The sequence below is a fragment of the Bradyrhizobium sp. B097 genome (assembly GCF_038957035.1).
Classification (GTDB): domain Bacteria; phylum Pseudomonadota; class Alphaproteobacteria; order Rhizobiales; family Xanthobacteraceae; genus Bradyrhizobium.
In genome coordinates, this window is sequence record NZ_CP152412.1 from 9,108,015 (window position 1) to 9,134,290 (window position 26,276).

The following is a 26,276-nucleotide window of genomic DNA, read 5'->3' on the forward strand; positions in this document are numbered from 1 at the left end:
CGTGAAGAAAACGCGACCAAAAAGTAAGAGTATGAGTTGATGGATCGGCCGGATCAAACCACCCATTTCGGCTTCAGGGACGTGCCCCTGGGCGAGAAGCAGACGCTGGTGAACGAGGTGTTCCACAGCGTGGCGTCGCGCTACGACCTGATGAACGATCTGATGTCGGTAGGCCTGCACCGGGCCTGGAAGGACGTCATGATCACGACGCTCGACCCGCCGAAGGGCGACCGGCCGTTCGCGCTGCTCGACGTCGCCGGCGGCACCGGCGACATCGCGTTCCGGGCCGCCAAGACCGCGGGCACCGGCTTCCATGCCACGGTCTGCGACATCAATACCGACATGCTCGCCGTCGGCCGCGAACGCGCCGCCAAGCAGCACCTCGATGACCGCGTGTCGTTCGTCGAGGGCAATGCCGAGGCGTTGGGTTTCGGCGACCGCGCGTTTGACGCCTACACCATCGCGTTCGGCATCCGCAACGTGCCGCAGATCGACCTCGCGCTGCGCGAGGCCTACCGGGTGCTCAAGCCCGGCAGCCGCTTCCTGTGCCTGGAATTCTCTACCGTCGATGTGCCCGGCCTCGACCGGATCTACGACCTGTTCTCGTTCAAGGTGATCCCGCCGCTCGGCCGCGCCGTCACCGGTGACGCCGAGTCCTATCAATATCTCGTCGAGTCGATCCGCAAATTCCCGCGGCCGAACGCGTTCGCCGACATGATCGGCGCCGCCGGCTTTGCGCGCGTGAAGTGGCAGAGCCTCTCCGGCGGCATCGTAGCGCTGCATTCGGGCTGGCGTTTGTGATCTCTGCACTGACCCACATTTCGCGCCTTGCCCGCGCCGGTTTCGTGTTTGCGCGCGAGGGCGTGTTCGGCGTCGTCGATCCCGCGCTGGTGCCGCCGCCAGGGCAGCTCGCGCTGAAGCTGGCGCGGCTGATCGAGCGCCGCTCCGCCAAGTCAGGTCCACGGCTGTCGCGCGCGCTGACCCGGCTCGGGCCCGCCTATCTCAAGCTCGGGCAATTCCTCGCCACTCGGCCCGACGTGGTTGGCGTCGCGATGGCGCGCGATCTCGAAGCCCTGCAGGACCGGCTGCCGCCATTCGCGCAGGAAGAGGCCGAAGCTGTCCTCACGCAATCGCTGGAACGGCCGCTGTCGCAGGCCTTTGTGCATCTGGGTCCGGCGGTTGCGGCAGCCTCGATCGCGCAGGTGCACCGCGCCGAGGTCGAGCGCGATGGCGTGCGCCATCAGGTTGCGGTCAAGGTGCTCCGGCCCAATGTCGCCGCGCGCTTCCGGCGTGACCTCAGCGACTTCTTCTTTGTCGCGCACAAGGCCGAGACGCATTCCGCCGAGGCGCGACGTCTGCGGCTGATCGAGGTCATCAACACGATGTCGCGCTCGGTCGCGATGGAGATGGACCTGCGGCTCGAGGCGGCCGCGTTGTCCGAGATGGCCGAGAACACCCGCGACGATCCGGACTTCCGCGTGCCGGCGGTGGATTGGGATCGCACCGCCCACAGCGTGCTGACGATGGAGTGGATCGACGGCATCGCGCTGAACGACCACGCCCGGCTGGCGGAGGCCCAGGTCGACCTGCCGGACCTCGGCCGCAAGGTGATCCAGAGCTTCCTGCGCCACGCGCTGCGCGACGGCTTCTTCCACGCCGACATGCATCCGGGCAACCTGTTCCTCGACGAGGCCGGCCGCCTCGTTGCCGTGGATTTCGGCATCATGGGGCGGCTCGGGCTGAAGGAGCGGCGCTTCCTCGCCGAGATCCTGCTCGGCTTCATCACCCGCGACTATCGCCGCGTCGCCGAGGTGCATTTCGAGGCCGGCTATGTGCCGAGCCATCATTCGGTGGAGAATTTCGCGCAGGCGATCCGCGCCATCGGCGAGCCGATCCACAACCGCACCGCCGAGGAAATCTCGATGGCGAAGCTGTTGACGCTTCTGCTCGAGGTCACCGGCCTGTTCGACATGCAGACGCGGCCCGAACTGATCCTGCTGCAGAAGACCATGGTGGTGGTCGAGGGCGTGGCGCGCGGCTTCGATCCCAAGCTCGACATCTGGAAGATCGCCGATCCGGTGGTGCGCGAATGGATCACGCACAATCTCGGCCCGGCCGGACGCATCCAGGGCGCGATATCGGGTGTGGGCGAGCTCGGCCGCGTCATCGCCAATTTGCCGTCGATCGCCAGCCGCGCCGTGACCGTGCTCGAGCAGCTCGAGACCATGACGCGGGAGGGCCACATGCTGTCGTCCGACTCGATCGACGAAATGGCCCGCGCCGAGGCCCGCAAGGCGCGGGTGCAGACCGTCGGCCTCTGGGTCATTGCCGCGGCCCTGATCGCAATCTTTTTCGCCATCCGGGCCCATTGATTGCAATGCATGCACCATGTGATAGCATCGCTATCATATTTGAGCACCATGCCGAGGGCACGCCATGGCCAGCCTGACCATCCGCAAACTCGACGACGCCTTGAAGGCCTATCTGCGGCTTCGCTCCGCCAAAAACGGCCGCTCGGTCGAGGAGGAGGTCCGGGTGATCCTCCGGGAGCTCGCAGAGGGCGGCACGGCGCCCGCAGAGACGCCCGGCGCAGGTTCCGCGACAGTTGCAGCCCCTGCTCCACGGGTCGCCAGCGCGGCCGGCGAGCCCCGCGTGACCCTGATCATCGGTGGCGGGATCGCAGCCTACAAGGCGCTGGATTTGATCCGGCGGCTCAAGGAGCGGCACATCCAGGTCCGCTGCGTGCTGACCAAGGCGGCCCAGCAGTTCGTCACCCCGCTGGCCGCCAGCGCGCTGTCGCATGAGCGCGTCTACACCGACCTGTTCGACGCCGAGAGCGAGTTCGACGCCGGCCATATCCGCCTGGCGCGGGACTGCGATCTGATCGTGGTGGCGCCGGCGACCGCCGACCTGATGGCCAAGATGGCGCAGGGCCATGCCGACGACCTCGCCACCGCCACGCTGCTCGCGGCCAACCGGCCGATCCTGCTGGCGCCGGCGATGAACCCCTTGATGTGGAACAACCCGGCCACCCGCCGCAACGTGTTGCAGCTGCGCCGCGATGGCGTCCACACCGTCGGTCCCAATGCGGGGGAAATGGCGGAGGCCGGCGAGGCCGGCGTCGGGCGGATGGCCGAGCCGACCGAGATCGCCGCCGCCGCCGACCGCATGCTGCGCCCGCCGCAGCCGCGCCCGCTCGCCGGCAAGCGCGTGCTGATCACCGCCGGCCCGACCCATGAGGCGATCGACCCGGTCCGCTACATCGCCAACCGCTCGTCCGGCAAGCAGGGCTTTGCCATTGCCGCCGCAGCGCGCGCCGCCGGCGCCGAGGTCGTGCTGGTGACCGGCCCGGTCGAGCTCGGCGATCCCCAGGGCATCTCCGTCATGCGGGTAGAATCCGCGCGCGACATGCTGCATCGGGTCGAGGCCGCGCTGCCGGTCGACGTCGCGATCTTCGCCGCCGCGGTCGCCGACTGGCGGGTCGCCACGGAAGGCAGCCAGAAACTGAAAAAGACCGCGGCCGGGATGCCGCCGCTGCAACTCGTCGAGAACCCCGACATCCTTGCGACGATCTCCAAGCTGAAGGAGAAGCGGCCGCCGCTGGTGATCGGCTTTGCCGCCGAGACCGAACATCTGATCGAGAACGCCAAGGCGAAGTTCGCGCGCAAGGGCTGTGACTGGATCGTCGCCAACGACGTCTCGCCGGCGACCGGCGTGATGGGCGGCGACCGCAACACCGTTCACCTGCTCTCGCGCGAGGGCAAGGACGTCACCGTCGACTCCTGGCCGGTCATGACCAAGGAAGAAGTCGCGAGCGCGCTGGTGTCGCGCATCGCAAGAGCCGTAGGAACCGCATTGTGAGCGCCACCATCAAGGTCGAAATCCACCAATTGCCGCACGGCGCAGATCTTCTGCTGCCGATCTACCAGACCGCCGACGCAGCGGGACTCGACCTGCTGGCCGCAGTGCCGCGGTCGGCGCCGCTGCTGCTGCTGCCGGGCCGCTACGAGATGGTTCCGACCGGACTGACGATCGCGCTGCCGCCGGGCTATGAGGCGCAGGTGCGGCCGCGCTCCGGCCTCGCCGCCAAATACGGCGTCACGGTGCTGAATTCGCCCGGCACGATCGACGCCGACTACCGCGGCGAGATCAATGTGCTGCTGATCAATCACGGCCAGGAGGCGTTTTCGATCCGGCGCGGCGAACGTATCGCGCAGATGGTGATCGCGCCGGTCACAAGGGCCGAGCTGGTTCCGGTCGGCGTGCTGTCGTCGACCGATCGCGGCAGCGGCGGCTTCGGCTCGACCGGACGCTAGAACGCGACCGGAGAAGTGTGCGGCCGTCTCCGGGAGATCACGCTTCGGCGCGCGCTCTCCGCGCGAATACGGAGTCAATTCGCATAAAATCCACATCGCCCGCCGCATTTTTTCACAGCGGATTCTGCGTTCACGGTCTGGACTCTTACTCGCCGAGTCCGGTTGGGACTATTCTGGATTGATTCGAGCGCGACGGGGGGTCTTCGTCGGGCTGTTGGGTCCTGCTTGGGCATGATCCCCGGACAGACGTTATACGTTTGCCGTGGGGGAATACCGGTCTCCTGTTTTCCGGATCATGCCTTAAGGTTTGTGCGTTCTGGGGCAACATATGTCGGGCGTAGTCGCGGCAATGCGTCGAACCCTGCTGTCATGCACCTCACTGGCGCGCGACGGCATGCTTGGGCTCGCCATCACCGTATTGCTGCCGGCCCGCACCTCATTTGCCGCCGAGAGCCTGGTGGCCCAGGCGATGTCGGATCATTTCGGCTTCAATCATCAGGAGGTCGCGGTTCTCGCGACGTCGTTCGCGCTGGTCGGCTTCTCGGCCGTCGCCGCGATCCTCTTGATGCGCACCCGCCTGCGCGCCACAAGGAACGAGGAACAGTTGCAGTCCGAGATCACGGACCTGCAGGCGCAATCGGACCGGCTGCGCGCGCTGCTGTTCGTCGAGCCGCAGGTCCTGATCTCCTGGGCCGCCGGCGACAACCGGCCGCAGATCTCGGGCGACGTCTCGCTGGTGATGTCGCAGGAAAGCGCGCCGCAACGCATCCTCGCCTTCGGAACCTGGCTGCCACCCGAGCCGGCGCTGCAGATGGACCATGCGGTCGACGCGCTGCGCGAAAAGGGCGAGGCGTTCCTGCTCAACCTCTCGACCTCGGCGGGCCGCGCCATCGAGGCGATGGGCCGCGCGATCGGCGGCCAAGCCATCGTGCGGATCCGCGAGCTCGGCGGCCTGCGTCGCGAACTCGCCGAATCCAACCTGCGCTACAAGACGCTGCAGGAGGAGACCGAGCTGCTGCGCGATTTCGCCGCCGCCGCGCCGTGGCCGATCTGGGCCAAGAGCCTCGAGGGCAATCTGCGCTACGCCAACGCGGCCTATGTCCGCGCCACCGAGGGCAAGAGCGTGTCGGACGCGCTGCAGCGCAACCTCGAACTGCTCGAAAGCGACCAGCGCACCGAACTGACTCGCGCGCTGAACGACAATGCCAATTATGCCGCACGGCTGCCGATCGTGGTCAGCGGCGAGCGGCGGATCTACGACGTGCAGGCGCTCAAGCTGTCCGGCGGCAGCGCCGGCATCGCGATCGACGCCAGCGAGGCGGCTGCGCTGCGCGCGGCGATCGCACGGATGGTCGAGGCGCACCGGCGCACGCTCGACCAATTGTCCTCAGGCGTTGCCGTGTTCGATGCCGACCGGCGGCTCACCTTCTACAACGAATCCTATCGGCGGCTATGGGGCCTCGACCAGGCCTTCCTCGACAGCAACCCCGACGATTCCAGCGTGCTGGACCGGCTGCGCGCCAACCGCAAGCTGCCCGAGCAGCCGGATTTCCGCGCCTGGAAGGCCAAGCTGCACGAAGCCTACCGCGCGGTCGAATCCGAGACCTACACCTGGTTCCTGCCCGACGGCCGCGCCATCAGCGTCGTCACCACGCCGAACCTCGAGGGCGGCGTCACCTATCTGTTCGACAACGTCACCGAGAGCCTCGACCTCGCGCGCCGCTACGACCGCCTGACGCGGGTGCAGCGCGAGACCCTCGACAATCTCGGCGAGGCGGTCGCGGTGTTCGGCAGCAACGGCCGCGCCGAGCTGTTCAACCCGCCGTTCGCCAAGATGTGGAAGCTGCCGGCCGATGCGCTGCAGGGCGAACCGCATATCGAGGCGGTGGAGGCGCTGTGCCGGCCGCTGTTCGACGACGCGCTGACCTGGCGGACGCTGCGCGAGCAGATCACCGCGATCGAGAACCGCGCGCAGGTCGCGCTCAAGCTCGAGCGCAAGGACGGCAGCGTGCTGAATTGCATGACCATCCCGCTGCCCGACGGCAAGACCTTGCTGGCCTTCCAGGACATCACCGACACCGAGAATGTCGAGCGGGCACTGCGCGAGCGCAACGAGGCGCTGGAAGCCGCCGACCAGATGAAGGTGGATTTCGTCCACCACGTCTCCTACGAGCTGCGCGCGCCGCTCACCACCATCATCGGCTTCGCGCATTTCCTCAGCGATCCCTCGACCGGGCCGCTGACGCCGAAGCAGGCCGAATATCTCGACTACGTCACCAAATCGACCAACGCGCTGCTGGCGCTGACCAACAACATTCTCGATCTCGCCACCATCGATGCCGGCGCGATGAAGCTCGAGCTCGGCCCGGTCAATATCGGCCAGGCGATCGAGGCCGCCGCCGAAGGCATCCAGGACCGTCTCGCGACCGACCGCATCACGCTGAAGGTCGATATCGAGCCCAACATCGGCGCCTTCGTCGGCGACGAGCGGCGCGTGGTCCAGGTGCTCTACAATCTGCTCGCCAACGCGGTCGGCTTCTCGCCGCATGACGCCACCGTCGCGATCAGCGCGCACCGCACCGAGCACAGCGTGGTGTTTTCGGTGACCGACGCCGGTCCCGGCATTCCGGCCGAGATGCGCGACAAGGTCTTCAACTGGTTCGAGAGCCATTCGCACGGCTCGCGGCATCGCGGCGCGGGGCTTGGCCTGTCACTGGTCCGCTCCTTCGTCGAACTGCATGGCGGACGGGTGCGCGTCGATTCGACCGTAGGCCGCGGCACGACCGTGACCTGCGACTTCCCGATCGACCAGACCGCACATCGCAACGCCGCGGAATGACGGCGACCTCGACATTCGCGGTGGCGCTCGCGAACGAAACCGCGACGGCCGAGCTGATGGCCGACCTCGCGCTCCTGATCGGCGCCGGCGACGTCATCACGCTGTCGGGCGACCTTGGCGCTGGCAAGACCGCGGCCGCCCGCGCGCTGATCCGCTACCTCGCCACCGACGAGACGCTGGAAGTGCCGAGCCCGACCTTCACGCTGGCGCAGACTTATGACCTGCCGTCGTTTCCGCTGGTTCATGCCGACCTCTACCGCATCAACGATGCCAGCGAACTCGAGGAGATCGGGCTGTCGCCACTGCCCGACGACGTCGTGGCACTGATCGAATGGCCGGAACGCGCGCCGGACGCCATGCCCACCGACCGCATCGACATCGCGTTCAGCCACCGCCCGGCGCTCGGATCGGCGGCCCGCGCAGCCGAGATCACCGGCCATGGCAAAGGCGCGGCGAAGGTTGCGCGGCTCAACGAGCTGCGCCAGTTCCTCGAGCGCGGCGGCTTCCTCAACGCCCGGCGCGAGCGCATGCCGGGCGATGCCTCGACGCGCTCCTATGCGCGCCTGCGCAACGACGACGGCAGCGTCATCCTGATGAACTCGCCGCGCCGCCCCGACGGCCCGGCGATCTACAACGGCCGGTCCTACAGTGCAGCGGTGCATCTCGCCGAAGACGTCAGGCCGTTCGTCGCCATCGGAAACGGCCTGCGCAAGCACGGCTTCTCCGCACCCGCGATCCGCCACATCGATCTCGAATCCGGCTTCCTGATCACTGAGGATCTCGGCGCCGAAGGCGTGATCGAGGGCGATCCGCCGCAGCCGATCGCCGAGCGTTACGAGGCCGCCGTCGACATGCTCGCGGCGCTGCATCGCGAGGCGCTGCCGGAGCAGCTGCCGCTGACATCGGACGAAAGCTACGACATCCCGGTGTTCGATATCGACGCCTGGCTGATCGAGATCGGGCTGATGCTGGAATGGTACCTGCCCGACCGCGGCGTGCAGCCAAGCGAGGATCTCCGCAGCGAATTCCTCGGGATGTGGCGCGGCCTGCTGCGGAAGCCCGCCGCGGCGCCGCAGACCTGGGTGATCCGCGACTTCCATTCGCCGAACATCATCTGGCTTGCCGAGCGCACCGGCATCCTGCGCGTCGGAATCATCGACTTCCAGGACGCGCTGCTCGGCCCTGCGGCCTATGACGTGGTGTCGCTGCTGCAGGATGCGCGGATCGACGTGCCCGAGCAGCTCGAGCTGTCGCTCTTGACCCGCTACATCAAGGCGCGGCGCGCGACCGACGAGAGCTTCGATCCGGCGGGCTTCGCCGAACTCTATGCGATCATGTCGGCGCAGCGGAATACCCGCCTGCTCGGCACCTTTGCGCGGCTCAACCGCCGCGACGGCAAGCCGCAATATCTCAAGCACCAGCCGCGGATCTGGACCTATCTCGAGCGGTCGTTGGCCCATCCGGCACTGGCGACCTTCCGCATCTGGTACACAGCCAACGTCCCTCCCCCGGTACCGTAGTTTACGGGTTATTAGCCTTGGGTCTCCTAAGGTTGCGGAGGCCGCTTTTCATCCAGGGCGCGGTCGGATCGGGAGCAGGACCACACGATGGGGACGGAACGACGCAAGGGCGATCGTGTCACGTTTGAGCGCGGCATAGCCGCGCACATGATGGGCATTGACGGCACCTGGCGGCGCGACTGCACCATGGAAGACGTGTCGGAGACGGGCGCCAAGCTCTCCGTCGACGGCTCGGTCGAGGGCCTGAACCTGAAGGAGTTCTTTCTGCTGCTGTCGTCCACAGGATTGGCCTATCGCCGCTGCGAGCTGGCGTGGGTCAATGGCGACCAGATCGGCGTCAACTTCCTCAAACAAGGCGACAAGAAGAAGAAAACTGCCAGACGCGGCGCGCAGGCTGCCGACGTCTAGGCCCGTTGCCGTCTTACGGCCGTCATGTCCGGTGACTATGGCGTCTGATCGATGCGCTTGCCGAATCGCCGTGATATGATCGGCGCCGAGAGATGATGACCGAGAATATCAGGAAAATGCCCGTCACTCCCCACAAGGCTATGGTGCTCGCTGCGGGCCTCGGCGTGCGCATGCGCCCCCTGACTAACACGATGCCGAAGCCGCTGGTGAGCGTCGCCGGCCAGCCACTGCTCGATCATGTGCTCGACAAGCTCGCCGGCGCCGGCGTCAGTGAAGCGGTCGTGAACGTACACTACCTGCCCGACCAGATCATCGAGCACGTCAAGACCCGCAGCAGCCCGCATGTGATCATCTCCGACGAGCGCGACCAGGTGCTCGGCACCGGCGGCGCGGTGGTGAAGGCGCTGCCGCTGCTCGGCGATACGCCGTTCTTCCATCTCAATGCCGACACGATGTGGATCGACGGTGTGCGCTCCAATCTGGCGCGGCTGGCCGAGACCTTCGACCCCGCGCGGATGGATATTCTGCTGCTGATGGCGCCGACCGCCTCGAGCATCGGCTATAGCGGCCGCGGCGACTATTCGATGTTGCCGGACGGCGCGCTGCGCAAGCGTCGCGAGAACCAGGTGGTGCCGTTCGTCTATGCCGGCGCCGCGATCATGTCGCCTGCGCTGTTCGCCGACGCCCCCACCGGCGAATTCTCGCTGACCAAGATGTTCGACCGCGCCAACGAGCAGGAACGGCTGTTCGGCCTGCGCCTCGACGGCGTCTGGATGCATGTCGGGACCCCCGACGCGATCCAGGCCGCGGAAGAAGCCTTCCTGGAAAGCGTCGCGTAAGCCGCTCGCCGCTGTCAGCCTTCGGCGTCGATGGCGAGCACCGCAAAACTCGCGAGCCAGTGCTCGCCCATATAGTCGCCGGCGATATGCGGCAGGCCGGCGTCGAGATGGCCTCGCGCAGCATCCAGCAGGATCGGGCGCCGCGCATCGCCCTCCGGCAACGCGACGGCCAGCGCGCGCCAGCACCATGCCCGGCTGAGATTGAGCCCGTCGAGATGCGCAAGCTTGCCATCCGACCGATCGGTGACTGTTGCAGGCCGGAACAGGGTTGCGGGCTCGCGTTGCGCAAGCCGCGGCAGGAAGCGGTCGAACCAGGGCAGGAAGTCGCCCGGCGCCAGCAGCCGGCGCATGCATTCGGCTTCGATCAGCGCCGACGACTGGAAATCATCGCCGCTCGGCTCGCCCCAGGCGGGACAATCCTGATCGGCGCCGTACCAGCGCAGCGCGGTCTCGCGGAGCAGCGCACTGAGCGCATCGTCCTGCGTCACCGCGGCATAGTCGGCGGCCATGCGAAGCCCGAACGCGGTGTTGAAATGCGTGCCGACCCGCACCGGATAGGTGGCGAGCGGCAGGAAATCGCGAAAGCGTTGCGCGAAGATTTGGGCCAGCGGAGCAATCAACCCGCGCCATCGCGTTTCGTCCAGACGCGCGAGCTCCGCCGCTAGCTTCAACAGCCAACCCCAGCCGTAGGGCCGCTTGAAGCCGCGCGCCGTCGGCGCCGCGAGATAGGCGCATTCGGCCGCGATCTTCTCCGTGACAAACTGTGCGTCGAACAAAGCGCGGATATCGTCCGCCGCTTCGGATGCCGGATAGCGGCGCAGTAGCCGGGCGAGCATCCAGTAGCTATGGACGCAGGAGTGCCAGTCATAGCTGCCGAAGAACACCGGATGCAGCTCACGCGGCGTCCGCGCGTCCTGCGGCCCTGCCAGCACATGATCCGGCTTGTTCGGATACTTGCGTGTGACATGGCCGAGCGCGATGCGGGCGAAACGGACGGCGAGGTCTTCGGTCAGGATCGTCGCGCTCATGATGGGGCTTTCTCCTTTCGCTCGCGCCGAACCAGCATCTCGATCAGGCGCGGCATCATATAGATCGGAAACTGTGTGGCGGCGAAGAACAGCGCCGTCATCGGCGACACCGCCGCGCCCATCGCCGACCAGACCAGTCCGACGTTGCGGTTGCTCAGAATGAGGCCCGTGGTCAATCGCTCGGCCAACGGACCCGGCGTGAGCAGCGCGCCGAGCGCTTGCAGCGCGAGATTGCAGGCGAAGGCAAGGCCCACCAAAGTCAGCGCGGTGGCCGGCTGCGCTGCGATCTGTGCACGCACCCCCGCCATGGTGGAAATCGCGAACACGAGCAGCGAGGCGAGCACAAGCGCGTCGATGATGTGCGAATGCCGCGCCAATTGTGCAGCGGCCTGACGGCGTAGCAGCAACGCCAGCGCGCCGGCGCCGACAACCAACAGCGCGAGCCGCGCGGCGAGCGCCAGCGGATCGAGCGCGAGGCCGGCAAATCCCGCCGCGATCAGCGGAACCGTGATCGGGGCCAGCGCCATCGACAGCAGCGTCACGGCGAGCGGAATGGTCGCGTCGAAGCCGAGCATGCGTGCGACCGCCGCCGTGCCGGTCGATGGCGGCGCGCACACCGACAGCACCAGCGCAACGATCAGCTCGGGCCGAAATCCGGCGCTGCGCGCCGCGAAGCCGACCGCAAGCGGACAGGCCAGCATCGCCAGCGCCGGCAACAGCAGCGACACCAGCGGACGCCCCAGCGCACGCCGGAACGCCGCACCGTCGACCTGGAGAAAGGTCCCGAGAACCAGAACAAAGATCGCCGCCGCCATCAGCGGGCGCGCGCCGTCCGCGAGGGGCGGGAAAGCCAGCCCGGCCAGGACGCCGATGATCAGCAAGGTCGGCCCGCGCGGCATCAGCTTCGCGACTGATCGTCCCAAGCCTGAACGTCTCAAGTCTGAACGTCTCAAGTCTGCACGTCTCAAGTCTGCACGTCTCAAGTCTTTCCGCCTCGTCGTCGAGTCGGTGATGACCGTAGGCGCGGGCAAATCATTGTTGAAATCGATTATTCTTATAAGCATTATTGCGGTGATGAATTTAGCCGCCGTCGATCTCAACCTGCTGGTCGCTTTCGAAGCGCTGATGGAGGAGCGCCACGTCACCCGCGCGGCCGAGCGCATTGGCCTCGCCCAGCCGTCGATGAGCAGCGCATTGCGCAGGCTGCGCGCGCTGTTTGCGGACGAACTGTTCCTGCGCGCCGGCGCGGGCATGCAGCCGACCGAAAAAGCGCTGGCACTGGCAGGACCGATCGGAGAGGCGCTGCGGCAAATCAGGGGCGCGCTGGCGCCCGATCCGGGCTTCGATCCGGCCACCGCGCGAAGGCGCTTCACCATCGCGGCGACCGACTACGGCGACCTCGTTCTGGTCCCGGAACTGAGCCGCCTGTTGCGCTTGGAAGCCCCGGGCATCGACCTTGCCGTGCGCCCGCTCACCGATGCGACGGCGGCCCTGGCAAAGCTCGAGCGCGCCGAGCTCGATGCGCTGATCGGCGGCCATCTGCCGGACTCGCCACGCTGCGTCCGGCACCGGCTGTTCGAGGAACGTTTCGTCTGCATCCGCGATGGCGCGCGCGCGAGCCGATCGGAGGCGCTCAGCCTGGAAGATTATGCGACCCTGCCGCACGCGCTGTTTTCCGCGGCCGGCGGCGATGGCCTGCCGAGCGTGATCGACGCGCTGCTGGCGCGCCATCGGCTGAAGCGACGGGTGGCCGTAACGCTGGCGCATGTGGTGGCCGTTCCCTTCGCCGTGGCCGGCACCGATCTGATCGCCACGATGGCCGAGCGCGTCGCCCGCCGCTTCACGCATCTCGCCGACATTGCCGTCGTGATGCCGCCGATCGACATCCCTGCCTTCGCGATCGACCTGATCCATACAGTCCGCGCGGCTGAAGATCCGGCGCTGCGCTGGTTCCTGGATGCCGTCGATCGCTGCGCCGGCCGGCTGCGATAATCAGCGGTGATGGCTGACCCGCAGGGGTGGCTAACGACGGCCGCCGCTCCCTATATTGGCGCCTGATTCGAACCAGGCAGCCCATGCGCGTTTTCAGCGTTCCCGTCTCTGCGCCGTTCCTGCGCACCGTCATTTCGGCGCTGGTCGATGGCCGGCTGGTCCCGGGATTCGAGGCGAAGAGCGATCCGGCAAAGCTCGCCGGCGCCACGCTCTATCTGCCGACCCGCCGCGCCGGCCGGCTGGCGCGCGAAATCTTCCTCGATGTGCTCGATTCCGACGCCGCGGTGCTGCCGCGCATCGTTGCGCTCGGCGAAATCGATGAGGACGAGCTCGCTTTCGCCGACCAGGGCGACGACGTCGGCGGCGCCGCGCCGCTGGAAATTCCGCCGAGACTCGGCGAGCTCGAGCGCCGGTTGACGCTGGCGCATCTGGTCGCCGCCTGGGCGAAGACGCCGGTGTCGGCGCCGCTGGTGGTCGGCGGCCCGGCCTCGACGCTGCAACTCGCCGGCGACCTGGCGCGGCTGATGGACGACATGGTGACGCGCGGCGTCGACTGGCGCGCGCTCGACCGCCTGGTGCCGGACCAGCTCGACAAATACTGGCAGCACTCGCTCGACTTCCTGCGTATCGCGCGCGACGCGTGGCCGAACTACCTCAAGGAGATCGGCCGGATCGAGCCCGCGGCGCGCCGCGATCAGCTGATCGAGGCGGAGGCGGCGCGACTGACCGCGCATCATGCCGGCCCGGTGATCGCGGCCGGTTCGACCGGCTCGATGCCGGCCACCGCAAAATTCCTCCACGTGGTGGCGAAGCTTCCGAACGGCGCCGTGGTGCTGCCCGGGCTCGACACCGATCTCGCCGAAGATTCCTGGGACACGATCGGCGGCGAACGCGGCGACGACGGCAGGTTCACCACGCCGCCCTCTTCGAACCACCCGCAATTCGCGATGCACGCGCTGCTCGACCGCTTCGGCATCAAGCGCCGCGACGTCGAGAGCCTTGCTGAACCTGCGCCGCTCGGCCGCGAGGTGCTGGTGTCGGAGACGATGCGCCCGTCGACCGCAACCGCGCAATGGCACGACCGGCTGGAGCGGCCCGAGATCGTGGCGCGGATTTCCGCGGGAATGACCAATCTCACCGTGGTCGAGGCGCCCAATCCGGAGATGGAAGCGCTGGCGATCGCGGTCGCCATGCGCGAGGCGCGGCATCTCGGCAAATCGGCCGCGCTGGTGACGCCGGATCGCGCGCTGGCACGCCGCGTGATGGCCTCGCTGACGCGCTGGAAGCTGGAGTTCGACGATTCCGGCGGCGATGCGCTGATGGAAACCCCGCCCGGCGTGTTCGCCCGCCTCACCGCGGAGGCCGCGGCCAAAGGGCTGGAGCCACCAACATTGCTCGCGCTGCTCAAGCATCCGCTGTTCCGGCTCGGCGGCGCCCATCGCGCGCTGAAGCGCGCGATCGAGGTGCTCGAGATCGCGCTGCTCCGCGGCACGCGGCCGCAAGCTGCGACTGGCGGCCTCGCGCGCGACTTCGCGCGCTTCCGCGCCGAGCTCGTCAAGCTGCACGGCGGCGAGACCTCGTCGCTGCACGCGATGGAGCCGCGCGCCCGGCTGCGCGACAACGAGCTCGACCAGGCCCAGGACCTGATCGCCAGGTTGCAGACGGCGCTGGCGCCGCTGGAAGGCATGGCGTCGTCAAAGCCCTATGATTTCGCCGAACTGGCCGCGCGTCATCGGGAGGCGCTGATCGCGCTGTCGGCCGACCAGAACGGCGTCGCAATCGTGTTCGAAGAACGCGCCGGCGCGTCGCTCGCGTCCGCCTTCGACGAGCTGCTCGCCAAGCAGGAGCCGAGCGGGCTGATGACGCCGCTCGCCGATTATCCCGAGGTGTTCCAGACCGCGTTCGCCGACCGCATGGTGCGGCGGCCGGAATCGGCGCGCGCGCAGCTCAACATCTTCGGCCAGCTCGAGGCGCGTCTGACCGAGTCGGATCGCGTCATCCTCGGCGGTCTGGTCGAGGGCGTCTGGCCGCCGGCGCCGCGGATCGATCCGTGGCTGAGCCGGCCGATGCGGCACGAGCTCGGGCTCGATCTCCCCGAACGCCGCATCGGCCTTTCCGCGCATGACTTTGCGCAGCTGCTCGGCCATGACGAGGTGATCCTCACCCATGCGGCCAAGGTCGGCGGTGCGCCGGCGGTCGCCTCGCGCTTCCTGCACCGGCTCGAAGCGGTTGCGGGCGAAGCGCGCTGGAAGGTGGCGACAACGGCCGGCGAAACTTACGTGCAATATGCCGCCGAGCTCGACCGGCCCGACACCGTCGAGCCGATCCCGCAGCCGGAGCCGCGGCCGCCGCGCGAGGCGCGGCCGCTGAAAATGTCGGTCACCGCGATCGAGGACTGGCTGCGCGATCCCTATACGATCTACGCGCGCTACATCCTGAGGCTCGATCCGCTCGACCCGGTCGACATGCCGCTGTCGGCGGCCGATCGCGGCTCCGCAATCCACGAATCGCTCGGCGAGTTCACACAGGTTTATGCCGACGCGCTGCCTGACGACATCACGAGCGCGCTGCGCGACATCGGGGCCAAGCATTTTGCGCCACTGATGGAGCGGCCCGAAGCGCGCGCGCTGTGGTGGCCGCGCTTCCAGCGCATCGCCGCGTGGTTTGCCGAATGGGAGCAGGCGCGGCGCGGCAGTATCGACGCGATCAAGGCCGAGATCCGCGGCGAGATCGGCATTCCGCTCGACGCTACGAGGACATTCACGCTCTCCGCGCGCGCCGACCGCATCGAGCGGCGCGACGACGGCAGCTTTGCGATCCTCGACTACAAGACCGGCCAGCCGCCGACCGGCAAGCAGGTGCGCATGGGCCTGTCGCCGCAGCTCACGCTGGAAGCCGCAATCCTGCGCGAGGGCGGCTTTGCCGACATTCCGGCGGATTCCTCGGTCGGCGACCTCGTCTATGTCAGGCTGAGCGGCAACAACCCGCCGGGCGAGCAGCGCTCGCTGGAGCTCAAGATCAAGACCAACGACACGCCGCAGCCGCCCGATGAGGCCGCCGACAGCGCGCGGCGCAAGCTGGAGGCCTTGATCCGCGCGTTCGACGACGAGCAGCAGGCCTACACCTCGCTGAACCTCTCGATGTGGGCGAACCGTTACGGCGCCTATGACGACCTCGCGCGGATCAAGGAATGGTCCGCGGCCGGCGGTTTGGGGATCGAGGAATGGTGAAAGCGCCGCGCCCCATCCCGCCGGCGGTACGCGACGCGCAGGCGCGTGCATCCGATCCGAAGGCGTCGACCTTCGTGTCGGCCAATGCCGGCTCGGGCAAGACCCACGTGCTGGTGCAGCGCGTGATCCGCCTGCTGCTGTCAGGCGTGCCGCCGGAAAAGATCCTCTGCATCACCTTCACCAAGGCCGCCGCGGCCAACATGGCCGAACGCGTGTTCACGACGCTCGGCCATTGGGTGACGCTCGACGACACCGCGCTCGATACCGCGATCCGCGAGGCCGGCATCGCACATCCCAGCGCCACCCTGCGGCGCGAGGCACGAAAACTGTTTGCCTGCGCGCTGGAGACGCCCGGCGGCTTGAAGGTGCAGACCATCCACGCGCTGTGTACCCGCCTGCTGCAACAGTTCCCGTTCGAGGCCAACGTGCCGGCGCGCTTCGCCGTGCTGGACGACCGCGACCAGAACGAGATGATGGAGCGTGCCAACCTCGCGGTGTTCCTCGAGGCCTCGCGGATTCCCGACAGTCCGATCGGCCGCGCGCTGCGGACGGCGATGGCCAACGCCGCCGACGTCACTTTCAAGGAGGTGGTTCGCGAGGCTTGTCTGAGCCGCGACCATTTCATGGCCTGGACCGATGCCGCCGGCAACGCCGCGGCCGCCGCCGCGCAGATGTCTGCCGCGCTCGGCGTCTCCGCCGATATTCGTATCGAGGATGTCGAGCGCGAGATCGTCGACGGGCCTAACCTGCCGAGGTCGAGCTGGAAGAAGCTGGCGACGCTGCTCGACACCAGCAGCAAGGCGGATCAGAGGCAGGCCGAGCGGCTGCGGAGCGCGCTGACCTTTACCGGCGCGGCCCAGGTCGACGAATATCTCGGCGTCTTCCTGACCGATGACCGCGCGCCTCGCGCCTCTGTCGTCACCAACAACTTCATCAAGAAGAATTCCATCGCAGGCCACAGGTTCGAGGCGGAGGTCGACCGGCTCGGTCCGTTGATCGAGCGCCGCCGCGCCGTGGTCGCGCGCGACCGTACCGAGGCATTGATCCACATCGCGACCGCCGCGGCCGCGCACTACCGGCGCGAGAAGCTGGAGCGCGGCCTGCTCGACTATGACGATCTGATCGACAAGACGCTGGCGATGCTCGACCGCGTCTCCTCAGGCTGGGTGCATTACAAGCTCGACCGCGGCGTCGATCACGTGCTGATCGACGAGGCACAGGACACGAGCCCCCGGCAATGGGACATCGTCGCCCACATCATCTCGGAGTTCACCTCCGGCGCCGGCGCGCGCGACGGTCTCGTGCGTACCGTGTTCGCGGTCGGCGACGAGAAGCAGTCGATCTTCTCGTTCCAGGGCGCCGCACCCCGCGAATTCGACCTGCGCCGGCGCGAGCTGAAGCGGCGGTTCGAGGAGGCCGGGCTGAAATTCGATCCGGTGTCGTTCACCTATTCGTTTCGCTCGGGGCCGGTGATCCTGCATTCGGTCGACCACGTGTTCCGCGAGCAGGAGATCTTCCGCAGCATCCATGCGGTCGAGAACGGCTACCCGATCCACAATGCGATGGCCGACGCCGGCCCCAGCCTGATCGAGCTCTGGGATCTCGCCGTCGCCGACGACCGCCAGGATATCGAAGGCTGGCGCGCGCCGTTCGACGGCGTCTCGGTGACGAGCCCGGAGGTGAAGCTCGCACGGCGCATCCAGGCCGAGATCAAGCGGCTCGTCACCAGCGGCACCATGACCGGCAGCGAAGGCGGTCGGCGGCCGCTGCGTTACGGCGATATGCTGATCCTGGTGCGGCGGCGCGGCAACGCCTTCGACGCGGTGATCCAGGCGCTGAAGCACGCCAACATCCCGGTCGCCGGCGCCGACCGGCTGAAGCTGACCGAGCACATCGCGATCATCGACCTGATGAACCTCGCCGACGCGCTGCTGCTGCCGCAGGACGACCTTGCGCTCGCGGTGGCGCTGAAGAGCCCGCTGTTCGGCCTCGATGACGACGACCTGTTCAAATTGGCGTACCAGCGCCGCGGCTCGCTGCGCGAGGCGCTGGCCGCACAGGCGCCGACCGATGAGCGGTTCGCGGCCGCGCTGCACCGCCTCGAGCAATGCGAGCGCCGCTTCACCCAGGAGACGCCGTTCGCGTTCTACGCCTGGCTGCTTGGCGGCGACGGCGGGCGCGCCCGAATCCTGCGCCGGCTCGGTCACGAGGCCAACGACGCGCTCGACGAATTCCTCGAGCTCGCGCTGGGCTATGAGCGCAAGGCGCCGGCCTCGCTGCAAGGTTTTGTCGCCTGGCTGCGCGCCGCCGACACCGAGGTAAAGCGCGACATGGAAATTTCGCGCGACGAGGTTCGCGTCATGACCGTGCACGGCGCCAAGGGCCTCGAAGCGTCGGTGGTGTTCCTGGTCGACACCACGACCTCGCCGTCGGACACGCAGCGGCTGCGGCTGATCCATCTGCCGCAGGGCAACGCCGCGCCGAACGCGCCCGGCGTCGTGGTGTGGGCCGGCAAGAAGGCCGAGGATCCCCCCAATGTCGCCGACGCGCGCAAGGCGATGCTCGGCGACACCGAGGACGAATATCGCCGCCTGCTCTATGTCGCGATGACCCGTGCGGCCGACCGGCTGATCGTTGGCGGCTGCATGCCCGGCAACATGAACACGGTGAGGAAATCCTCCTGGTACGACCTGATCACCAGGGGGCTCGCGAATGCCGGGCTCAAGCTCGAAGAGCTCGAGACGCCGGCCGGCAAGGTGATGCGCTATTCGCGGCCGGACGACGTCGCCGATCTCACCGGCGCGGCTGCATCGACGGCCGCAGCGCCGATCGCGCTGCCGTCCTGGCTGCGGACCGCGGCCGCACCTGAAGCTTCCGCCGCGGGCGTGCTGCGCCCGTCCGATCCGGCCGACGGCGACAGCCACCCGATACGAACCGGCGAATCGATGCTGCTGCGCGCCCGCGCCCTGCAGCGCGGCACGCTGGTGCATCGCCTGCTGCAATCGCTGCCCGAAATTGCCGCTGAGCGGCGGCGCACCGCCGCGCTTGGCTACCTCGCGCGCAATGCCGACGGCTGGAGCGACGAGGAGCAAGCCGCGCTCGCCGACCAGGTGCTGGACTTGATTGCCGATCCGCGTTTCGCCGCGGTGTTCGCACCCGGCAGCCGCGCGGAGGTCTCGATCGTCGGACGGCTGGAGCGGCCGGGCCAGCCGAAGACGTTGGTCTCAGGCCAGATCGACCGGCTGGTAGTGACGCCAAACGACGTCCTGATCGTCGATTTCAAGACCAACCATGCTCCGCCGAAGACCGCCGCCGACGCTCCCAGGGGCTATGTCCGGCAGCTCGCGCTGTACCGGGCCGTGCTGGCGAAGCTTTATCCCCAGCTGCCCGTCCGGGCGGCGCTGCTTTGGACCGAAACACCTGAAATCATGGAGATATCCGCCCCCGCGCTGGACGCCGGGCTGGCATAAGTTCATGTCGGCGTGAGCGAGCTTGACCCGGCAAGGGGGCATTCATACGTTTGCCCCATGCTCCCGGGCGCGATTCTCAGCCGCCCTTTTGTCTCAACCGAACGAGGTACTCACATGGCCGTTGGCAAGGTTTCTGACGCCGATTTCGAAGCCGAAGTGCTCAAGGCGACCGGGCCGGTGGTCGTCGACTTCTGGGCCGAGTGGTGCGGCCCCTGCCGTATGATCGCGCCCGCTCTCGATGAAATTTCCGGCGCGATGGGCGACAAGGTCAAGATCGTGAAGCTCAACGTCGACGAGAGCCCGAAGACCGCCTCGAAGTATGGCGTGATGTCGATCCCGACCCTGATGATCTTCAAGGGCGGCGAGATGGCGTCCCGTCAGGTCGGCGCCGCGCCGAAGGCCAAGCTGCAGCAGTGGATCACCGCTGCGGTCTGATCTGTTTCGAATTAGCTGATTTGCGACACGGCCGGCGTCATGCCGGCCGTTTTGTTTTTGCGTAGCCCGGATGGAGCTGAGCGTTCCCCTTCCCCCTGAAAGGGGAAGGTCGGGATGGGGGTCAGCCGCAGGCGACGCTGCAAGTGGAGAGAGCAGATCCCCACCGCTTTGCTCTGACGAGCAAAGCGACCTCCCCTTTTCAAGGGGAGGTTGGAGCTACCTGATCCATCCGGTCGCCAGTGCTGAGGCGAGTTCGGCCTGGCCGTGCTGCCGCGCCAGCGCCGCCATTGCCGCGTGATCGTAGGGGATGTGGCGGAAGGTGACGTCCCAACCGCCGTCAACTTTTTCAAGAATCGCGTAGCGCGCATCGGGCGAACCGGCCTCCACCACATGCGGATGCGGCTTGCCGGCGCGATAGCCGGGCGAGCCGACGCTGCCGGGATTGACGATCAGCCGCCCATCGCGAAGCCGCACGGCGCGCGCGGTATGGGTGTGCGCGCACAGGATCAGCGATTGCGTCACGCCGGCTGCCCTCGCCTCGATCGCTTCCAGCGTGGATATGCAGACTTCGCCGCCCGGCAGCACCGTCTCGAGCCAATAGGTTTCGTCGTCCTGCGGTGTCGCGTGACAGAGGAAAACCTCGTCGCGATAGACCGCATTCGCCGGCAGCGTGCGCAGCCAGTCGAGATGCCGCGGCTCGAGCTGGGTGTAGGTCAGCCGCTCCCAGGAGCCCATTTTCTCGTGCGGGCGGTCGATCAGATAGCGGTCGTGATTGCCGAGCAGATGGACGGCATCGAGCGCCATCAGCATGTCGATGGTCGGCCGGGCGTCGAGCGGCCCGCTCACCATGTCGCCGAGATCGACGATATCGGAAATTCCCTGCGCCCGGATGTCCGACAGCACCGCTTCAAGTGCGAGATGGTTGCCGTGGATGTCGGCGATCGCAGCAAAGCGCATGGTGTTGTCCTGTCCTCAAGCGCCACGTCCCGTAGCCCGGATGGAGCGAAGCGCAATCCGGGATTCAGCGTCCGCGGATCGTGTGGCCCCGGATTTCGCTTCGCTGCATCCGGGCTACGACACCGGGATCATGCAGGAGGCGTGCCGTTGGCCGCGAGCACCGGGCCGGCCAGGTAAAGCGAGCCGGCGATCAGGATGCGCGGCGGCACCTCGTAGGCCAGCGTGGCGAGCCGTTGCAACGCGGCGTCGACACCGGATGCGATCTCGACGCGCATGCCGAGCGCACGCGCGGCATCGGCGAGCTTGTCCGGCGCCATGCCGTTGTCGCGGCCGGGCACCGGGACCGCGATGATGTGGCGCGTCAGCCCGGCGAAATTGGCGAGGAAGGCATTGGCATCCTTGTTGGCCATCATGCCTGTGATCACGACCAGCGGCCGCGACACGCGCTCCTCGAGATCGCCGAGCGCCGCCGCCGCAACGCGGCCGCCCTCGGCATTGTGCCCGCCATCGAGCCAGACCTCGGAGCCCTGCGGCCCCTGGCAGACCAGCGCGCCTGAGACCAGCCGCTGCATCCGCGCCGGCCATTCCGCGTTGACGATGCCGGCCTCATAGGCCGCGATGTTGAGCTTGAACGTGTCGATCGCACGCAAGGTCGCGATCGCGAGGCCCGCATTGTCGAACTGGTGCCGACCGAACAGTTTTGGCGCGGCGAGATCCATCAGGCCGCGTTCGTCCTGATAGACCAGCCGGCCGCGCTCGACGCCGACATGCCATTGCTGGCCGGCGGCATGCAGCGGCGCGCGCATGCGCCTCGCCTCCGCCTCGATCACGGCCATCGCATCCGGCGCCTGCTCGGCAGAGACCACCGGCACCTTGCGCTTGATGATCGCGGCCTTCTCGCCGGCTATCAAAGTCAAGGTATCACCGAGGAATTCCATGTGATCCATGCTGACCGGCGTAATCACCGAGGCCAGCGGCGTCTCGACCACATTGGTCGAATCCAGCCGGCCGCCGAGGCCGACCTCGAGCAGCGCAACGTCGGCCGGATGCTTCGCGAACAGGCAGAACGCCACCGCCGTCTCCATCTCGAAGATGGTGATGGGATTGCCGGCGTTGATGCGCTCGCAATGCTCGAACGTCGTGCGCAGCTCGTCGTCACCGACGAGCTTGCCGCCGCCGACAGCGCCCAGCCGGTAGCATTCGTTGAGCCGGACCAGATAGGGCGATGTGAAGACGTGCACGCGCAGGCCGGCGGCTTCGAGGATCGCGCGCAGATAGGCGATCGTCGAGCCCTTGCCGTTGGTGCCGGCGACATGGATCACCGGCGGCAGCTTGCGCTCGGGATGATCGAGCCGCTCCATCAGGCCGCGCATGCGATCGAGGCTGAGATCGATGCGCTTCGGATGCAGCGCCGATATCCGCGCGATCAACGCCTCGAACGAGGGTTGCGATGGGGCGGCGCTTGCGGTCACGCGTGCGGCGCGGCCGGCACCGTCTCCGGTGCCGTGACGATCTGGGCCGGCTCGGTGACGGCGACCGTGGGCTTGGACGCGGTTTCAGGCGCCGGCGCCTTGGTCAGCAGGCGGCACAGCCGCGCCAGCGTGGCTTTCATCTCATGGCGGTGGACGACCATGTCGACCATGCCGTGCTCGCGGAGATATTCGGCGCGCTGAAAACCTTCCGGCAGCTTCTCGCGAATGGTCTGCTCGATCACCCGCGCGCCGGCAAAGCCGATCAGCGCGCCGGGTTCGGCAATCTGAACGTCGCCGAGCATCGCATAGGAGGCGGTCACGCCGCCGGTGGTCGGATTGGTCAGCACCACAATATAGGGCTGCTTCGCCTCGCGCAGCATCTGCACGCCGACCGTGGTGCGCGGCATCTGCATCAGCGACAGGATGCCTTCCTGCATCCGCGCGCCGCCGGACGCGGCGAATACGATGAAGGGCGACTTCTTCTCGACCGCGAGCTCGAGCCCGCGCACGATCGCTTCACCGGCAGCCATGCCGAGCGAGCCGCCCATGAAATCGAAATCCTGCACCGCGACCACGACGCCGGTGCCTTCGAGCTTGCCGTAGCCGACCTTGACCGCGTCGTTCAGGCCGGTCTTGGCCCGCGCATCCCTGATCTTGTCGACATATTTGCGCTCGTCGCGGAATTTCAGCGGATCCGCCGTCACCTCGGGCAGCGCAACGTCGAACCAGGTCTCGTTGTCGAAGATCGACTTCAGCCGCGCCACCGCGCCCATGCGCATGTGGTAGTTCGAGCCGGGGATCACGAACTGGTTGGCCTCGACGTCCTTGTAGAACACGAGCTGCCCGGAATCCGGGCACTTGATCCAGAGGTTCTCCGGCGTCTCGCGCCGCAGGATGTTGCGGATCTTCGGCCGGACGACGTTGGTGAGCCAGTTCATGGTTCGCTCCGAAATGCGGGGTCAGTCCCGGCACCAGCTGGATATATGGCGGGCCGGGCGAACCCGGCAAGCCGCCGTTGGCGGCCTTGTTGCCGCAAAATGTGGCTTATTCAGCGGCCTGCTTGGCGCCCCGGACCCCCTGCGCCAGCGCAGACACCAGGTCCGCCACCGCGCTCACGGTCTTCGGCGTCGCGCGGCCCTCGGCATCGAGATTGGCGCGCACCACGTCGACGATCGCGGTGCCGACCACGGCGCCGTTGGCGTTCTCGGCGATCGCGCGCGCCGTTTCCGGCGTGCGGATGCCGAAGCCGACGCAGACCGGCAGCTTGGTGTGCCGCTTGATGCGGGCGACGGCTTCCGCAACCGCGTTCGAATCGGCCGTCGCAGCGCCGGTGATGCCGGTGATCGAGACGTAATAGACAAAGCCCGAGGTGTTCGCGAGCACCGCCGGCAGGCGCTTGTCGTCGGTGGTCGGCGTCGCCAGCCGGATGAAGTTCAGCCCGGCCTTCAACGCGGGGATGCAGAGCTCGGTGTCTTCCTCCGGCGGCAGGTCGACGATGATCAGGCCATCGACGCCGGCGGTCTTGGCATCGGCCAGGAAGCTCTCGACGCCGTAGATGTAGATCGGATTGTAGTAACCCATCAGCACGATCGGCGTCGCGTTGTCGTCCTTGCGGAAGTCGCGGACCATCGCCAGCGTCTTGCGCAGCGTCATGCCGCCCTTGAGCGCGCGCAGGCCAGCGGCCTGGATCGACGGGCCATCGGCCATCGGATCGGTGAAGGGCATGCCGATCTCGATGACATCGGCGCCGGCCTTCGGCAGCGCCTTGAGGATGTCGAGCGAGGTTTTTGCGTCGGGGTCGCCGGCCATCACGAAGGTGACGAAAGCGGAGCGGCCCTGCTGCTTCAGCTCGGCGAAACGTGCGTCGATACGGGTGGTCACTTCTGCCTCGCCTTCAAGATGTCGCCGACCTGCGGCACGTCCTTGTCGCCACGGCCCGAGAGGTTGACCACCATCAGGTGATCCTTCGGCCGCTGCGGCGCGAGTTCGGACAGTTTTGCGATGGCGTGCGCGGATTCGAGCGCGGGGATGATGCCCTCGAGCCGCGACAGCAGCTGGAATGCGGCCAGCGCCTCCTCGTCGGTCGCCGAGAGATATTTCACGCGGCCGGTCTCGTGCAGCCAGGCGTGCTCGGGGCCGATACCGGGATAATCGAGGCCCGCCGAGATCGAATGCGCTTCCTCGATCTGGCCGTCGGCGTCCATCAGAAGATAGGTGCGGTTGCCGTGCAGCACGCCGGGGCGCCCGCCGGCGAGCGAGGCGGCATGCAGCTGCGTCAGCCCGTGACCGGCCGCTTCGACACCAAAAATCTCGACCGAGGGATCGTCGAGGAACGGATGGAACAGGCCCATCGCATTGGAGCCGCCGCCGATGCAGGCGATCAGCGAGTCCGGCAGGCGGCCCTCGGCCTCCTGCATCTGCGTGCGGGTCTCGTGGCCGATGATCGACTGGAAATCACGCACCATCATCGGATAGGGGTGCGGACCCGCCACCGTGCCGATGCAATAGAAGGTGTTGTGCACATTGGTGACCCAGTCGCGCAGCGCGTCGTTCATCGCATCCTTCAGCGTGCGCGCGCCCGACTGCACCGGGACGACCTTGGCGCCCAGCATCTCCATGCGGATCACGTTCGGCTGCTGCCGCTCGACGTCGACCGCGCCCATATAGACCACGCATTCGAGCCCGAACCGCGCGCACAGCGTCGCCGTCGCCACGCCATGCTGGCCGGCGCCGGTCTCGGCGATGATGCGCTTCTTGCCCATCCGGCGCGCGACCATGATCTGGCCGAGCACGTTGTTGACCTTGTGCGAACCGGTGTGGTTGAGCTCCTCGCGCTTCAGATAGATCTTCGCGCCGCCGAGATGCTCGGTGAGCCGTTCGGCGAAGTAGAGCGGCGAGGGCCGGCCGACATAGTCCTTCAGATAGACGTTCATCTCGGCCTGAAACGCCGGATCGGCCTTGGCGTCGGCATAGGCCTTTTCGAGATCGAGGATCAGCGGCATCAGCGTTTCCGCGACGAAGCGTCCGCCGAAAATGCCGAAATGCCCGCGCTCGTCGGGGCCGCTGCGGAAGGAATTGGGCAAGTTTTGATTCATCGAACCATCAGTTCTTGGGTAGTTCTTTGGGTTGCGCGTGCGGCGCGGATGAAGGCGCGGATCAGCTCGGGATCCTTGATACCAGGCGTGCGCTCGACGCCCGACGACACGTCGACCCCGCCGGCGCGGGTGACGCGGACAGCTTCAGCGACGTTCTCGGCGTTGAGCCCGCCGGAGACCATGTAGGGCAGCGCGAGATCCAGATTTTCCAGCAGGTGCCAGTCGAAGGGCGCGCCGAGACCGCCCGGCCGCGTGGCATCCTTCGGCGCGCGGGCATCGAACAGGATGCGGTCGGCGACGCCGGCATAGCCCGGCAGCGGGGCGAGATCGGCCGCGGTCTCGACCGGCAGCGCCTTCATCAGCGGCAGGCCGAACTTCTGCTTGATGTCGCGCAGCCGCGCGGTGGTTTCCTTGCCGTGCAGTTGCAGGATATCCGGGCGCAGCGTCTCGACGATGTTTTCGAGCGTGGCGTCGTCGGCATCGACGGTCAGCGCGACCTTGACGGCGCGGCCCTTGGCGCGGCTGCCGAGCTCGCGCGCGGTCTCGAGGCTGATATGGCGCGGCGACGGGGAGAAGAACACGAACCCCACCATGTCCGCGCCGCCCTCAAGCGCGACGTCGAGCGTCTCGCGCGTGGACAGGCCGCAGATTTTGACGAGCAGGGGCATGGTCTCG

At 67.5% G+C, this 26,276-nt stretch carries 20 protein-coding genes; 12 read left to right on the forward strand and 8 right to left on the reverse strand.

From position 1 onward, the window contains the following. The first annotated feature begins 39 nt into the window (after positions 1-39). The 8 genes from ubiE (at position 40) to AAFG07_RS41940 (ending at position 9,922) form a co-directional block, all read left to right on the forward strand. The gene (gene ubiE / locus AAFG07_RS41905) at positions 40-801 is read left to right on the forward strand and encodes a bifunctional demethylmenaquinone methyltransferase/2-methoxy-6-polyprenyl-1,4-benzoquinol methylase UbiE (RefSeq protein ID WP_342725365.1); all 762 of its coding nucleotides are present in this window, start codon (positions 40-42) and stop codon (positions 799-801) included. Continuing rightward, positions 798-2,372, forward strand: a complete 1,575-nt coding sequence (gene ubiB / locus AAFG07_RS41910; RefSeq protein ID WP_342725366.1) for a 2-polyprenylphenol 6-hydroxylase — start codon at positions 798-800, stop codon at positions 2,370-2,372. The genes ubiE and ubiB overlap by 4 nt, the downstream gene beginning before the upstream one ends. 64 nt (positions 2,373-2,436) lie before the next feature. Beyond that, positions 2,437-3,861 carry a bifunctional phosphopantothenoylcysteine decarboxylase/phosphopantothenate--cysteine ligase CoaBC gene (coaBC, locus tag AAFG07_RS41915; RefSeq protein ID WP_342725367.1) on the forward strand — a complete coding sequence of 475 codons (1,425 nt, stop codon included), beginning with the start codon at positions 2,437-2,439 and terminating at the stop codon, positions 3,859-3,861. Beyond that, on the forward strand, positions 3,858-4,316 hold the full coding sequence (dut, locus tag AAFG07_RS41920) for a dUTP diphosphatase (RefSeq protein WP_342725368.1): 459 nt from the start codon (positions 3,858-3,860) through the stop codon (positions 4,314-4,316). Before coaBC ends, dut begins: the two co-directional genes overlap by 4 nt. A 328-nt stretch (positions 4,317-4,644) precedes the next feature. Beyond that, complete coding sequence (locus tag AAFG07_RS41925) at positions 4,645-7,155, forward strand: ATP-binding protein (RefSeq protein WP_342725369.1); 2,511 nt, start codon at positions 4,645-4,647, stop codon at positions 7,153-7,155. Continuing rightward, on the forward strand, positions 7,152-8,675 hold the full coding sequence (gene tsaE / locus AAFG07_RS41930; RefSeq protein ID WP_342725370.1) for a tRNA (adenosine(37)-N6)-threonylcarbamoyltransferase complex ATPase subunit type 1 TsaE: 1,524 nt from the start codon (positions 7,152-7,154) through the stop codon (positions 8,673-8,675). The genes AAFG07_RS41925 and tsaE overlap by 4 nt, the downstream gene beginning before the upstream one ends. Positions 8,676-8,762: 87 nt before the next feature. After that, a complete protein-coding gene (locus tag AAFG07_RS41935; protein WP_092120760.1) occupies positions 8,763-9,083 on the forward strand; it encodes a PilZ domain-containing protein in 321 nt (106 codons plus the stop codon). A gap of 116 nt (positions 9,084-9,199) precedes the next feature. Continuing rightward, the gene (locus AAFG07_RS41940; RefSeq protein ID WP_342725371.1) at positions 9,200-9,922 is read left to right on the forward strand and encodes a nucleotidyltransferase family protein; all 723 of its coding nucleotides are present in this window, start codon (positions 9,200-9,202) and stop codon (positions 9,920-9,922) included. 14 nt (positions 9,923-9,936) lie between these two features. On the opposite strand, the gene AAFG07_RS41945 is transcribed toward AAFG07_RS41940, so the two are convergent. After that, entirely contained in the window at positions 9,937-10,950 is a 1,014-nt protein-coding gene (locus AAFG07_RS41945) for a DUF2891 domain-containing protein (protein ID WP_342725372.1), read from the reverse strand. Next, positions 10,947-11,849: a hypothetical protein gene (locus AAFG07_RS41950; RefSeq protein WP_342725373.1), complete on the reverse strand. Its 903-nt coding sequence runs from the start codon at positions 11,847-11,849 to the stop codon at positions 10,947-10,949. The genes AAFG07_RS41945 and AAFG07_RS41950 overlap by 4 nt, the downstream gene beginning before the upstream one ends. Here AAFG07_RS41950 and AAFG07_RS41955 point away from each other — a divergent pair. From AAFG07_RS41955 to trxA, 4 genes are all read left to right on the forward strand, one after another. After that, positions 11,821-12,942, forward strand: a complete 1,122-nt coding sequence (locus tag AAFG07_RS41955) for a LysR family transcriptional regulator (protein ID WP_342725374.1) — start codon at positions 11,821-11,823, stop codon at positions 12,940-12,942. The two genes, AAFG07_RS41950 and AAFG07_RS41955, sit on opposite strands and share 29 nt — an antisense overlap. An 83-nt stretch (positions 12,943-13,025) precedes the next feature. Further along, positions 13,026-16,172: a double-strand break repair protein AddB gene (addB, locus tag AAFG07_RS41960; protein ID WP_342725375.1), complete on the forward strand. Its 3,147-nt coding sequence runs from the start codon at positions 13,026-13,028 to the stop codon at positions 16,170-16,172. Continuing rightward, positions 16,166-19,642 (forward strand): double-strand break repair helicase AddA, encoded by a 3,477-nt coding sequence (gene addA / locus AAFG07_RS41965; RefSeq protein WP_342725376.1) that lies wholly within the window; start codon positions 16,166-16,168, stop codon positions 19,640-19,642. Before addB ends, addA begins: the two co-directional genes overlap by 7 nt. Before the next feature lie 114 nt (positions 19,643-19,756). Further along, positions 19,757-20,077 carry a thioredoxin gene (gene trxA / locus AAFG07_RS41970; protein ID WP_016847387.1) on the forward strand — a complete coding sequence of 107 codons (321 nt, stop codon included), beginning with the start codon at positions 19,757-19,759 and terminating at the stop codon, positions 20,075-20,077. 216 nt (positions 20,078-20,293) lie between these two features. Here the strand turns inward: trxA and AAFG07_RS41975 are convergent, their stop codons facing one another. From AAFG07_RS41975 to AAFG07_RS42000, 6 genes are all read right to left on the reverse strand, one after another. Continuing rightward, positions 20,294-21,034 (reverse strand): metallophosphoesterase family protein, encoded by a 741-nt coding sequence (locus tag AAFG07_RS41975; RefSeq protein ID WP_342725377.1) that lies wholly within the window; start codon positions 21,032-21,034, stop codon positions 20,294-20,296. A 128-nt stretch (positions 21,035-21,162) separates the two neighbouring features. Next, complete coding sequence (locus AAFG07_RS41980) at positions 21,163-22,506, reverse strand: folylpolyglutamate synthase/dihydrofolate synthase family protein (protein ID WP_342725378.1); 1,344 nt, start codon at positions 22,504-22,506, stop codon at positions 21,163-21,165. Continuing rightward, positions 22,503-23,444: an acetyl-CoA carboxylase, carboxyltransferase subunit beta gene (gene accD, locus AAFG07_RS41985; protein ID WP_342725379.1), complete on the reverse strand. Its 942-nt coding sequence runs from the start codon at positions 23,442-23,444 to the stop codon at positions 22,503-22,505. The genes AAFG07_RS41980 and accD overlap by 4 nt, the downstream gene beginning before the upstream one ends. A 106-nt stretch (positions 23,445-23,550) precedes the next feature. Then, positions 23,551-24,387 (reverse strand): tryptophan synthase subunit alpha, encoded by an 837-nt coding sequence (trpA, locus tag AAFG07_RS41990; protein ID WP_342725380.1) that lies wholly within the window; start codon positions 24,385-24,387, stop codon positions 23,551-23,553. Next, a complete protein-coding gene (gene trpB / locus AAFG07_RS41995) occupies positions 24,384-25,601 on the reverse strand; it encodes a tryptophan synthase subunit beta (protein WP_092120781.1) in 1,218 nt (405 codons plus the stop codon). Before trpB ends, trpA begins: the two co-directional genes overlap by 4 nt. Further along, positions 25,598-26,269, reverse strand: a complete 672-nt coding sequence (locus tag AAFG07_RS42000; RefSeq protein WP_342725381.1) for a phosphoribosylanthranilate isomerase — start codon at positions 26,267-26,269, stop codon at positions 25,598-25,600. Before AAFG07_RS42000 ends, trpB begins: the two co-directional genes overlap by 4 nt. Positions 26,270-26,276: the final 7 nt, after the last annotated feature.

Bases quoted from the DNA above. Each gene is read 5' to 3' on its own strand.
- trpB (WP_092120781.1), bottom strand. From the start codon at position 25,601: ATGAATCAAAACTTGCCCAATTCCTTCCGCAGCGGCCCCGACGAGCGC.
- accD (WP_342725379.1), bottom strand. From the start codon at position 23,444: ATGAACTGGCTCACCAACGTCGTCCGGCCGAAGATCCGCAACATCCTG.
- AAFG07_RS41950 (WP_342725373.1), bottom strand. From the start codon at position 11,849: ATGCCGCGCGGGCCGACCTTGCTGATCATCGGCGTCCTGGCCGGGCTG.
- AAFG07_RS41975 (WP_342725377.1), bottom strand. From the start codon at position 21,034: ATGCGCTTTGCTGCGATCGCCGACATCCACGGCAACCATCTCGCACTT.
- AAFG07_RS41925 (WP_342725369.1), top strand. From the start codon at position 4,645: ATGTCGGGCGTAGTCGCGGCAATGCGTCGAACCCTGCTGTCATGCACC.
- AAFG07_RS41935 (WP_092120760.1), top strand. From the start codon at position 8,763: ATGGGGACGGAACGACGCAAGGGCGATCGTGTCACGTTTGAGCGCGGC.
- coaBC (WP_342725367.1), top strand. From the start codon at position 2,437: ATGGCCAGCCTGACCATCCGCAAACTCGACGACGCCTTGAAGGCCTAT.
- AAFG07_RS41945 (WP_342725372.1), bottom strand. From the start codon at position 10,950: ATGAGCGCGACGATCCTGACCGAAGACCTCGCCGTCCGTTTCGCCCGC.
- AAFG07_RS41940 (WP_342725371.1), top strand. From the start codon at position 9,200: ATGCCCGTCACTCCCCACAAGGCTATGGTGCTCGCTGCGGGCCTCGGC.
- addB (WP_342725375.1), top strand. From the start codon at position 13,026: ATGCGCGTTTTCAGCGTTCCCGTCTCTGCGCCGTTCCTGCGCACCGTC.
- addA (WP_342725376.1), top strand. From the start codon at position 16,166: ATGGTGAAAGCGCCGCGCCCCATCCCGCCGGCGGTACGCGACGCGCAG.
- tsaE (WP_342725370.1), top strand. From the start codon at position 7,152: ATGACGGCGACCTCGACATTCGCGGTGGCGCTCGCGAACGAAACCGCG.
- AAFG07_RS42000 (WP_342725381.1), bottom strand. From the start codon at position 26,269: ATGCCCCTGCTCGTCAAAATCTGCGGCCTGTCCACGCGCGAGACGCTC.
- ubiE (WP_342725365.1), top strand. From the start codon at position 40: ATGGATCGGCCGGATCAAACCACCCATTTCGGCTTCAGGGACGTGCCC.
- AAFG07_RS41955 (WP_342725374.1), top strand. From the start codon at position 11,821: ATGATCAGCAAGGTCGGCCCGCGCGGCATCAGCTTCGCGACTGATCGT.
- trxA (WP_016847387.1), top strand. From the start codon at position 19,757: ATGGCCGTTGGCAAGGTTTCTGACGCCGATTTCGAAGCCGAAGTGCTC.